Genomic DNA, 11,588 nt, shown 5'->3' on the forward strand with positions numbered 1-11,588 from the left:
ATATAATTCTATATAGTTAAAATACGTCTTATTAACATAGGACTTTGTGTGCCGATATCCTGAATAGTAATGGATTATCGGTTATATTTGTTTTATACTTTTTAGAATAATTATGAATAGAACCTAAAAATTAATTATGAAAAAAACTAGAACGTTTTTAACATTTGAATTAAAAGATAAATGCTATTACATCTGTTCCTTTAAGGAAAACAACAAGGGTGAATTAATTATCTTACCAAGGTTCGCAGAAAATTATTCTGAAATACAGTTTGGTAATCCACATAGTGATGAAAAAATAATTGATCAACATTATACTATTCATCATGTCAGGGAAGGAAAGGATGATGTAAATGTTATTAATCATACTCTTATTCTTAAAAATAATTTCAAAAGGAACACTAGAATATATACCCGAGCTTTTACAAAAAAAATGTTTTGTCCTTTAATGACTGTTAGAGGTCAAAATTTTACTAATGAACGATATGAATTAATAAAAAATGATAATAATAAGTATATAGACATAGGGGAATATTTGCCTAATGAGTCAACTATTTATTATATGATTATAGCTACCTCTATTGATAATAAGTTTGAGGGTAATTATAATGATTTGAATTTTCTTAATTTAAGATTTGAAAATTATTCTCTTGTGGTTTTATGGAGTTTTGGGATGATTCCTTCTCATTTTACGAGTAATTATTATCATAAATTAACTCAACTTGAATTTAAAAGTCAATTAGAAGAAGGTTTGGAAGAAACAGAAATAGTTAATCAGTATAGGTTAGATAGGCAGTTACAACACAGCAGTTTTCTTTCTTTTTTACAAAAAGAACTAAGTTTTAATAACGCAGATTTGGTCTTAATAAATAGCTTAAGTTTTAAAAAACTACCAAATACGAATTTAGATAAATTAGATGAAGATAAAATTGATATTAATTTAGGTTATTATGCTTTTACTTTAGGAAATAAAGCCTGTGCTAATGGTAATCATGTTGAAGCTTTAAAGAATTTTTCAGAGAGTAAAAAAATATTTAATAAACATAACAATCAAGTTGCAAGAGCATCTGTCTTAAACGCAGAAGCAATATTATATCATACTGTAGGGAAATCGCAGATTGCAATAAAAATTTATAATCAAGTATTAAGTATATACCAAAGAATAAATTCAAGTTTTAATATAGCAAATACATATTTGAACATATCTATGGTTTATCGAGATTTGTTTAAAAACGAAAAAGCTAAAGAGAGTATTCTTAAAACAATTGAAATTTCAAATAAAAATAATTTCATCTCATTGTTAGCCAGTGCCTATCGAGAATTAGGAATAATATTTAAAAATGAAGATGAGCTAATACTTGCAGAAGAAAATTTACGCATTGCCTTAACGTATTTTGATAAAGAAAATAATAAAGAGGGTAAAGCTTTTTGTTTAGGGAATTTAGGGTTAGTAAATTTTCAAAAAGAATATTTTAAAGAATCCCTAGAATATCATTCAAGCTCTCTGCTTATTTTTAAAGAGATAGGACACCAATGGGGTAGTGCAAATGAAACTGCCAATGTAGGAAATTTAAATTGTATTCTTGGAGAAGAGAAAGGATTCGGAGAACTTAAATTAGCTCTTGAGATGCATAAAAAGAATGGGTATCAATATGGGATTGCCACTGATTTAAAATTAATAGGTATTCATCATGCAACTAAAATTAATTTTTCAGAGGGAATGGAATATCTTGAAGAATCAAGAAATCTTTTCTCCAAAATCGGAAATAAATATGAAACGGAGAGTGTTATGTTATTAATCAAAAATATAAAGGCTAACTACAATATGTGAAAAAAGCTGTCTATTATAAAATAGACAGCTTTTTTGTTGTTTAAATATATAGTAGAATATACTATTCTGTAATTACCCAATCACCTTTAGCTAAAAGCGGTTCGGCTTGTTTGTATTTCACGGTTTTACTTTCGCCGTTCATTACATTCTTTATGGTTACTTTATCGTTTCTACCAATTTTTGGCTTGTCTCTTACAATAGTTTCTACAACTTCTGGCTGACGTTGCGTCTGACCTGCAGCTCTACTTTGTGAAGCACGTTCGTCTAAATTAGGAATTTCTTCTTTAGTCGTTTCTACTTGTTGCTTTTTAGGAGCCACTTGTTTTGCTTCGCTAATTGCGTTTTGGTCTTCACTTGGTAATTCTCCTTTAAATAAGAATGAAATCACATCTTTATTGACTTGAGTGATCATCACTTTAAACAATTCGAAAGCTTCGAATTTGTAAATTAACAATGGATCTTTTTGTTCGTGAACCGCTAATTGTACAGACTGCTTAAGTTCGTCCATTTTACGTAAATGCGATTTCCATGCATCGTCAATAATGGCTAAAGTAATGTTCTTTTCGAAATCTGTAATTAATTGTTTTCCTTCAGTTTCGTAAGCTTGTTGTAAATCTGTAACCACTTGTAGTGTTTTTACACCATCTGTAAATGGTACAACTATACGCTTAAATTTCTCACCCTGAGTTTCGAAAACATTCTTAATAATTGGGAATGCAAGCTCTGCATTTTTAGCCATTTTCGCTTTGTAATGGTCGAAAGCTGCAGCATATACTTTTGCAGAAATATCTTGAACAGATAATTTAGCAAATTCTTGTTCGGTAACCGGATTGGCCATTGAGAAATAACGAATCAATTCAAATCCGAAATTCTTATAGTCGTTAGCATCTTTGTTTACTTCTGCAATGTTTTCAGCAGTATCAAAAATCATATTTGCTAAATCTACACGAAGACGTTCTCCAAATAAGGCATGGTGACGACGTTTGTAAACTACTTCACGTTGCGCGTTCATAACATCATCGTACTCTAATAAACGTTTACGAACACCAAAGTTATTTTCTTCCACCTTTTTCTGAGCACGTTCAATAGATTTTGAAATCATAGAATGCTGAATCACTTCACCTTCTTCTAATCCCATTTTATCCATCATCTTAGCAATACGCTCCGATCCGAATAATCGCATTAAGTTATCTTCTAACGATACATAGAATTGAGAACTTCCTGGATCTCCTTGACGACCAGCACGACCACGTAACTGACGGTCTACACGACGAGAATCATGACGTTCTGTACCAATAATTGCTAAACCACCAACTTTTTTAACTTCGTCGATTAATTTAATATCGGTACCACGACCTGCCATGTTTGTGGCAATAGTTACTTGTCCTGGCTGACCAGCTTCGGCAACAATGTCGGCTTCTTTTTTATGTAATTTCGCGTTTAATACGTTGTGTGGTACTTTACGGATACTTAACATTTTTCCTAAAAGTTCACTAATCTCTACATTGGTTGTACCAATTAAGATTGGACGACCGGCTTGAGATAATTTAGTAACCTCGTCGATTACCGCATTGTATTTTTCACGTTTAGTTTTGTAAACTAAATCGTCTTTATCTATTCTAGCAATCGGACGGTTTGTTGGAATCTCTACAACATCAAGTTTATAGATTTCCCATAATTCTCCCGCTTCGGTAATTGCTGTACCCGTCATACCAGAAAGTTTACGGTACATTCTAAAGAAGTTTTGAAGTGTAACAGTTGCAAAAGTTTGCGTGGCCGCTTCAATTTTTACATTTTCTTTAGCTTCAATCGCTTGGTGTAATCCATCGCTATAACGACGACCATCCATAATACGACCAGTTTGCTCATCAACAATCATTACTTTATTGTCCATCACCACATATTGATTGTCTTTTTCAAATAGGGCGTAGGCTTTAAGTAATTGATTTAAGGTATGTATGCGTTCAGATTTAATACCGAAGTCTCTAAATAAATCTTCTTTTTCGTTAGCTTCTTCTTCTGCAGGTAAACCTTTTGCTTCAATTTTAGCCATTTCAATACCAATTTCTGGCATCACGAAAAAGTCAGGATTATCGCTACCAGAAAGGTATTCAACCCCTTTATCTGATAATTCAATCTGATTATTTTTTTCATCTATAACATAGTACAACTCTTCGTCTACCTTAGGCATCTCGCGGTTGTTATCTTGCATATAGTGATTTTCAGTTTTCTGAAGTAATTGTCTTACACCGTCTTCACTTAAAAATTTAATTAAGGCTTTGTTTTTAGGCATTCCACGGAATACACGTAACAGTTTAAAGCCACCTTCTTTAGTGTCTCCTTCGGTAATTAATTTTTTAGCTTCTGCAAAAACACCTGTTAAGTATTTACGTTGTACAGAAACGATATCTTCTACCTTAGGTTTTAATTCTGTGAATTCGTGACGGTCTCCTTGAGGAATCGGACCAGAAATAATTAATGGTGTACGGGCATCATCTACCAATACAGAATCGACTTCATCGACAATGGCATAGTGGTGCGGACGTTGTACCAAATCGTTTGGAGAATGCGCCATATTATCACGTAAATAATCGAAACCAAATTCGTTATTTGTTCCGTAAGTAATATCGGCATTATATGCTTTTTTACGTGCTTCGGAGTTTGGTTGGTGGTAATCGATACAATCGATACTTAAACCATGGAATTGAAAAATAGGCGCCATCCATGCGCTATCACGTTTTGCTAAGTAGTCGTTTACCGTAACTAAGTGCACACCTTTACCTGCTAATGCGTTTAGGTACATAGGTAAGGTTGCAACCAATGTTTTACCTTCTCCTGTTTGCATCTCTGCAATTTTACCTTGGTGCATGGCAATACCACCAATAAGTTGTACATCGTAATGTACCATATCCCATGTAATGGCTTTTCCCGCAGCATCCCATGAGTTTGCCCAAATGGCTTTATCGTCTTCTAAAACAACATAATCTTTAGTTCCAGAAATTTCTCTATCAAAAGTATTAGCTGTAACTGTTATGTTTGTATTGTCTTTAAAACGTTTTGCTGTTTCTTTAACCACTGCAAAGGCTTCTGGAAGAATGTCGTTTAATACATCTTCTGTGGCCGCATAAGAATCGTCTTTTAATTTATCTATTTCTTGGTAGATATCTTCACGTCTGTCTATGTCTTCGGTGTTGTTAGCTTCTTCTAAAAGCGCAGTAATTTGATCTTCGAAAGGTTTACGACCTTCAGCAATTTTAGCCTTAAAGAAAGCTGTTTTTTCTCTAAGTTCGTCGTGAGATAAAGCTTCTAGAGCTTTTTCAAAAGTTTTAATTTTATTTACTAAAGGCATGATGGCTTTCACATCTTGCTTGGATTTGTCTCCAACAAATACCTTAAGTACAGAATTTAAAAAATTCATGTGTATGTGTGTTTAGTTTGCATTAAGCCTTGCGACTTAATAGATACAGTTAAGTACTTTAAATGCTAAAAAATAAAGCACTCAAATATACGTTTTGTTGTTATGTTTAATACAGAATAGCACAAAAAAAAGCCTCGATACGAGACTTTTTAACTTTTCTTTATGTAATATTAATATTCATCCTCGTTCCAGAGATAATCTTCATCTGTCGGGTAATCTGACCAGATCTCTTCAATAGAGTCGTACGAATCTCCTTCATCTTCAATGGATTGTAAGTTTTCTACAACTTCTAGAGGAGCTCCTGTTCTAATCGCGTAGTCAATCAGCTCATCTTTAGTAGCTGGCCAAGGCGCATCACTTAAATATGATGCTAATTCTAATGTCCAATACATCTGTAATTCGTTTTTATTTTTTGCAAAAATAATTTTTTAGTTTAAATAGTCAAGAAAAAAATGAATTATTTCATCATTAAATTAAAGAACGCTTTGTTTTAAGCAAACAAATTGACTTAAAGCGGGTTATCATTTTTCTTGAAATGGTAGCTTTTAATGCTTTTCAGGAATCCACTTTACTTCGTCTGCTTGTAAGTCATGAGACAACTTTCGTGCCAACACAAAAATGTAGTCAGAAAGACGGTTTAGATACGTCAGAGTTTGCGGATTTAAGGGTTCTATGTCGTTTAACTCTGAGGCTAAGCGCTCTGCTCTACGACAAACACAGCGTGCAATGTGACAGAATGACACAGTTTGGTGCCCGCCAGGTAATACAAAATGCGTCATTGGTGGTAGTTCGGCATTCATGGTATCCATTTCTGTTTCCAGAAGCTTGATATTAGCATCCTCAATCTTCGGAATATTTAAACGTTCTTTTCCGTTTTTTAGAATTGCTTTTTCTGGTGGCGTCGCTAACATGGCTCCAACAGTAAACAGTCTGTCCTGAATACTAATTAAAATTTCTTTGTAAGCTGGGTTTATATCTTGGTCTCGAATAAGGCCAATGTAAGAGTTAAGTTCGTCTACGGTGCCGTAACTTTCTATACGGATGTGATGTTTGGGCACACGCGTGCCTCCAAATAGGGCCGTTGTACCTTTGTCTCCCGTTTTAGTATATATTTTCATGTGTTTTCGAATTCTTAAATTAAGATTGTGCCAACAGGTGGCATATTTCAAAGTTACATGGAAATTTTAGGCTTTAAAAATGAATTAAGATTTGTTTATGGGCTCGCGTTATGCTGGAACTATAATTTTTTCGTTTCTAGTATCGCTTTCAATAAGTCCGTCGCGTAAGCGAATAATTCTATGCGCATGTTCGGCAATATCTTCTTCGTGTGTAACCAAGATTACGGTATTTCCTTGCCTGTGAATGGTGTCGAATAATCCCATGATTTCTACAGAGGTTTTAGAATCTAAATTCCCTGTAGGTTCATCGGCTAAAATTATAGAAGGCTTGTTTACAAGTGCACGGCCAACAGCCACACGTTGTCTTTGTCCTCCAGAAAGCTGATTGGGTTTATGGTCCATTCGGTCTGATAAACCAACTTCGGTTAAAACTTCTTCGGCACGTTTTGTACGGTCTGCTTTAGAGTAGCCCGCATATACCATTGGTAAAGCCACGTTGTCTAGAGCCGTTGTTCTTGGTAGTAAGTTAAAGGTCTGGAATACAAAGCCAATCTCGGTATTTCTAATATCGGCTAACTCGTCGTCTGTCATTTTACTAGCATCCTTACCATTTAAAATGTAGGTACCGGCAGTAGGCGTATCTAGGCAACCAAGAAGATTCATTAACGTTGATTTTCCTGAACCTGAAGGTCCCATTATAGCAATATAATCGCCACGTTTTATGGTTAAATCGATGCCTTTTAATACGTGAACAGTTTCTTGTCCGAGTTTAAAATCGCGAGTAATATTGGAGATTTCTATGACGTTATCCATAAAACTAAAATTGGTTTTGGTTATTGCAAGGTACAGGAATTATACTTAGATGTAAGACGCACGGTGAAAGGGAATGTTACAAATATTATTTAAAAATTATTTTAGGCTTAAAGTTTAAGGTAGGTTTTTTTACTGTTGGTAATATATTTAATTTATAAAATTTATACAGTAAATCAATATTTTGTGAACACAATATTGGGATAGCCTCTGCTAATATTTTTTCGTCCCAATTCCACCATTTCATTTCCATTAATTTTTTTATCTGGCTGTCCGAGAAGCGTTTCTGAATTTCTACAGCGGGATTGCCTTTAACTATAGAGTACGGTTCTACATTTTTAGTAACCAATGAGCGACTTCCAATAACGGCACCATCTCCAATTTTTACACCATGCATAATCATAGCTTCACTACCTATCCATACATCGTTTCCAATTACAGTATCTCCTTTTGTTCTATAACCATCTATACTCTTTTTAAATAGCTCGTTATCCGACATATAATGGAATGGAAAACTTGAAATCCAATCGTGTCTGTGGCCTTGGTTGCCTGCCATTATAAAATTTACACCGCTACCAATTGAACAAAATGAACCAATTATAAGTTTATCTACGCCAATTTCATCTTGTGATAAAAAACGGGCACATTCATCGAAAGAATTCTGATTATAATACCCAGAATAATGCGAATATTTTCCCGCAATGATATTTGGGTTTGTGGTGTGATCTTTTATGATTTTACCTTTAAACGGATTGTCGAAAAAAATAGACATAAAATTGAATGTTAGGAGTAAGTTATTGGATAAAAATTGAATTTTGCTTTATGCAATATTGTGCAAAGTTATAAAAAGAGATGCTATAATCTAATAGTAAAATGCTCTTTGACTTGTTCTTGCCTAAAAAACACAAATCCATACTGAAATGTGTCTATGGTAACTTTAACTTTAGCATGATTTTTAATGATTTCCCAAGCTTCTGTCATGCCTTGCGACCAATAAATATCGTCGAATATAAAAACAGTATCATTATGTGTTTTTGGTAATAACAATTCGAAGTATGCTAACGTCGCTGTTTTGTTATGATTACCATCGAACAATACAAAATCGAGGGTGTTATTGTTTAATTTGGGAATGACTTCACTAAAATCTCCAATTAAAACTTCGGCATTCGTAACGTGGTTATTCTTTAAATTTTGACTTGTAAATTGGGCAATATTAGGACAGCCTTCTATGGAAATAATTTTACCTTTTTTATTTCCTAAAGCTATGGCGTGAGTTGATACGCCTAAAGAGGTCCCTAATTCCAAGCTATTATTAAATTGAAAATATCTGGTCAATCGGTATAATAACTTGGTATGTTTTAGAGACGCTCCAGCGTTTTTTGCAATAGTATTTATAGGTCTAGTATTACTTTTGGTGTATACAGAACCTGTGCCTAAATCGGTTATTTGTAGGGTACTCTTAGTATATAAAAGCGCTTTTTTATAACTAGATAATAAAGCGTAATCTTGATATCCTTTCTTGTCGTAAAAACATTTTGTGACTAAATTATAGACAAAAGGGGAGTGCACTCCATGCTGATTAGTGGAGCGTTTTAAAAACTTTAAATACTGTATAATTTGGTAAAGCACTTGCTGTAAAATCGGAATTATTTATTCTTCTAGTTTCGCCGCGAGTTCAAACCAACGTTCTTCTTTCTCGTCCATTTCTTTTATAAGCTTCTCTAATTTTTCTGAGAGCTCATTAATTTTCTCCGGAGATAGATCCGGATCTAGAAATTTAGCTTCCAATTCTGTTTTATCGAACGCCATAGATTTTAATTTGCTTTCTATGTTGTTGTATTCCTTTTGCTCGTTATAAGACAGTTTTGCTCCAGATTCTTGTTTCCAATTTTTCTTTTCTTTCTTGTCTTCTGTAGGAGAAACCTCTGGGCTATCTTCGTAAGATCTAAAATCGCTGTAGTTTCCTGGGAAATCTTCAATAACACCTTGGCCTCTAAATACAAATAGATGATCTACAATTTTATCCATAAAATAACGGTCGTGTGTTACAACAAGTAAACATCCAGGGAAATCTAAAAGAAAATCTTCAAGAACGTTTAAGGTTACAATGTCAAGATCGTTGGTAGGCTCATCTAAGATTAAAAAGTTAGGATTCTGAATTAAAACGGTACATAAATATAAACGCTTACGTTCACCACCACTTAGCTTTGCTACAAAATCGTATTGTTTTTTTCTGTCGAATAAAAAGCGTTCTAAAAGTTGCTGCGCGCTAATTTGTCTTCCTTTTTTTAACGGAATATAATCACCAAAGTCACGAACAACATCAATAACTTTTTGATCTGGTTTAACCTCTATACCAGCTTGGGTGTAATAGCCAAACTTAACCGTTTCTCCTAAGGTAATGGTTCCGCTATCTGGTTTTGTGGTTTCGGTAAGGATATTTAAAAACGTAGATTTTCCTGTTCCGTTTTTACCAATAATACCAATACGTTCCCCGCGTTGGAAGTTGTATGTAAATCCGTCTAATATGGTTTTATCTTCGAAGGCCTTTTTAATATTGTGTAATTCTACAATCTTATTTCCTAAGCGCTCCATATTAAGTTCTAACTCTACTTTATGGTCTTTACGACGTTTGTGAGCGCGTTCTTTTATATCATGAAAATCGTCTATTCTAGATTTAGACTTTGTGGTACGGGCCTTTGGCTGACGTCGCATCCAGTCTAATTCTTTCTTAAACACTTGTTTTGCTTTTCCAACTTCTACCGCTTCCTGGGCTATTCGAGCTTCCTTTTTTTCTAGGTAGTACGAGTAGTTTCCTTTGTAGCTAAAAAGTTCACCTTGATCCAATTCTATAATTTCGTTACACACACGTTCTAAGAAAAAACGGTCGTGAGTAACCATAAATAAGGTCATGTTTTCTTTAGCAAAAAATAATTCTAACCATTCAATCATTTCCAGATCTAAGTGGTTGGTAGGCTCATCTAAAATTAATAAATCGGGTTTATTAATTAAAGCATTGGCTAATGCTAAACGCTTTTTTTGTCCACCTGATAGCGTACTTACTTTTTGAGAGAAGTTATCTAATTTTAATTTGGATAAGATCTGTTTGTATTGGGTTTCAAAATCCCAAGCATTATAGCGATCCATTTGCTCGAATGCTTTTTGGTAAGCATCTGCATCTTCGGTATTGTGTAATGCGGCCTCATAATTTTTAATCACTTTTAATATATCGTGATCACCATCAAAAATAGTGGCTTCAATGGTTAGGTTGGGGTCTAAAACAGGTTCCTGAGGTAAAAAAGAGACTGTAATATCTTTTCTAAAAATTATTTGTCCAGTATCGGCCTGATCGAGACCAGCCAGAATGTTCAAAATAGATGTTTTTCCTGTTCCGTTTTTAGCAACAAATGCAACCTTCTGGTCTTTATGAATGCTAAAGGATAGGTTTTCGAACAACGTAAGTTCTCCGTAAGATTTGGCTATGTTTTCTACTGTTAAATAATTCAAGTGCTTCTTTTGTTTAATAATTGTTGTGCAAATATCCAAAAAGTAAACGATTAGTTTTGATATTCCTTGCGAAAACTTATATTTGTTGGTAAATCACCTACCTTCATTCATGACTAAAAATTTCCTTTTTTTTTGCATTGTATTATGTCTTTTATTCGCAGGATGTGTTCCTCATAAAGAAATGGTATACTTACAACCGCAAGAAACTGTTGCAGACTCAATTTCAAAAGTAGTTGCATCGCAGTCACCCTATCGTGTGCAGATTTACGATATTTTAAATATTAGAGTAAAAGCACTCGATCAAGATGCTGTACAGTTGTTTAATCCGATGGGAGAAGATTTATTAAGTGCGAACAGCGATGAGCGCGCCTATTTTGATGGTTTTACAGTAGATTTACACGGGGAAATCCGGGTTCCTGCATTGGGTAGAGTTAATGTTTTAGGATATACTACCGAAGAAATTGAAATTATTTTAGAAAAAAAATTACTGGAAGAGCAGTTTAAGGAGACCGCTAACATTTTTGTAACGGTAAAACTTACTGGTTTACGATATACCGTTAGTGGAGAAGTTGGAAGCCCTGGTACTAATACGTTATTTCAAGATCGTGTAAATATTTTTGAAGCGATTGCAAACGCCGGAGAAATTCCAATTACAGGAGATAGAAAAGATATCATGATTATTAGACAATATCCGCAGGGCCAGAAAATACATCATTTAGACATTACTCAAGATAATGTAATGAACTCGCCTTATTATTACATACAACCTAATGATATTATTTACGTTAAACCTCTCAAGCAGAAATCTTGGGGAACAGGAGAAACGGGTATGCAAACATTGGCTTCTATAGCTTCTGTAATGGCCATATTAACTACAACAATATTATTAATAGATCGATTATAACAG

At 34.0% G+C, this 11,588-nt stretch carries 9 protein-coding genes; 2 read left to right on the forward strand and 7 right to left on the reverse strand.

Annotated features, from left to right (window positions below; translation table 11 throughout):
- The first annotated feature begins 136 nt into the window (after positions 1-136).
- The gene (locus ACKC83_RS09860; RefSeq protein WP_434035369.1) at positions 137-1,828 is read left to right on the forward strand and encodes a tetratricopeptide repeat protein; all 1,692 of its coding nucleotides are present in this window, start codon (positions 137-139) and stop codon (positions 1,826-1,828) included.
- A 61-nt stretch (positions 1,829-1,889) separates the two neighbouring features.
- Here the strand turns inward: ACKC83_RS09860 and secA are convergent, their stop codons facing one another.
- From secA to ACKC83_RS09895, 7 genes are all read right to left on the reverse strand, one after another.
- Positions 1,890-5,246, reverse strand: a complete 3,357-nt coding sequence (secA, locus tag ACKC83_RS09865) for a preprotein translocase subunit SecA (protein ID WP_434035370.1) — start codon at positions 5,244-5,246, stop codon at positions 1,890-1,892.
- 170 nt (positions 5,247-5,416) lie between these two features.
- The gene (locus ACKC83_RS09870; protein WP_019387375.1) at positions 5,417-5,638 is read right to left on the reverse strand and encodes a DUF2795 domain-containing protein; all 222 of its coding nucleotides are present in this window, start codon (positions 5,636-5,638) and stop codon (positions 5,417-5,419) included.
- Positions 5,639-5,791: 153 nt separating this feature from the next.
- On the reverse strand, positions 5,792-6,364 hold the full coding sequence (locus ACKC83_RS09875) for a cob(I)yrinic acid a,c-diamide adenosyltransferase (protein ID WP_434035371.1): 573 nt from the start codon (positions 6,362-6,364) through the stop codon (positions 5,792-5,794).
- A gap of 108 nt (positions 6,365-6,472) precedes the next feature.
- Positions 6,473-7,177, reverse strand: a complete 705-nt coding sequence (locus ACKC83_RS09880; protein WP_434035372.1) for an ABC transporter ATP-binding protein — start codon at positions 7,175-7,177, stop codon at positions 6,473-6,475.
- 85 nt (positions 7,178-7,262) lie between these two features.
- A complete protein-coding gene (locus tag ACKC83_RS09885; protein ID WP_414037223.1) occupies positions 7,263-7,946 on the reverse strand; it encodes a CatB-related O-acetyltransferase in 684 nt (227 codons plus the stop codon).
- Positions 7,947-8,029: 83 nt separating this feature from the next.
- The gene (locus tag ACKC83_RS09890; RefSeq protein WP_434035373.1) at positions 8,030-8,803 is read right to left on the reverse strand and encodes an O-methyltransferase; all 774 of its coding nucleotides are present in this window, start codon (positions 8,801-8,803) and stop codon (positions 8,030-8,032) included.
- Between the two features lie 21 nt (positions 8,804-8,824).
- Positions 8,825-10,681 (reverse strand): ABC-F family ATP-binding cassette domain-containing protein, encoded by a 1,857-nt coding sequence (locus ACKC83_RS09895; RefSeq protein ID WP_434035374.1) that lies wholly within the window; start codon positions 10,679-10,681, stop codon positions 8,825-8,827.
- Between the two features lie 181 nt (positions 10,682-10,862).
- Here ACKC83_RS09895 and ACKC83_RS09900 point away from each other — a divergent pair, with 181 nt between their 5' ends.
- Positions 10,863-11,585 carry a polysaccharide biosynthesis/export family protein gene (locus ACKC83_RS09900; protein ID WP_414037220.1) on the forward strand — a complete coding sequence of 241 codons (723 nt, stop codon included), beginning with the start codon at positions 10,863-10,865 and terminating at the stop codon, positions 11,583-11,585.
- Positions 11,586-11,588 lie beyond the last annotated feature (3 nt).

This window comes from Formosa bonchosmolovskayae, from assembly GCF_051016085.1.
Taxonomy (GTDB): Bacteria; Bacteroidota; Bacteroidia; order Flavobacteriales; family Flavobacteriaceae; genus Formosa.

What these genes read in the sequence shown, in the direction of transcription:
- ACKC83_RS09875 (WP_434035371.1), bottom strand. Translation starts at nt 6,364, where the DNA reads ATGAAAATATATACTAAAACGGGAGACAAAGGTACAACGGCCCTATTT.
- secA (WP_434035370.1), bottom strand. Translation starts at nt 5,246, where the DNA reads ATGAATTTTTTAAATTCTGTACTTAAGGTATTTGTTGGAGACAAATCC.
- ACKC83_RS09870 (WP_019387375.1), bottom strand. Translation starts at nt 5,638, where the DNA reads ATGTATTGGACATTAGAATTAGCATCATATTTAAGTGATGCGCCTTGG.
- ACKC83_RS09860 (WP_434035369.1), top strand. Translation starts at nt 137, where the DNA reads ATGAAAAAAACTAGAACGTTTTTAACATTTGAATTAAAAGATAAATGC.
- ACKC83_RS09880 (WP_434035372.1), bottom strand. Translation starts at nt 7,177, where the DNA reads ATGGATAACGTCATAGAAATCTCCAATATTACTCGCGATTTTAAACTC.
- ACKC83_RS09885 (WP_414037223.1), bottom strand. Translation starts at nt 7,946, where the DNA reads ATGTCTATTTTTTTCGACAATCCGTTTAAAGGTAAAATCATAAAAGAT.
- ACKC83_RS09900 (WP_414037220.1), top strand. Translation starts at nt 10,863, where the DNA reads ATGGTATACTTACAACCGCAAGAAACTGTTGCAGACTCAATTTCAAAA.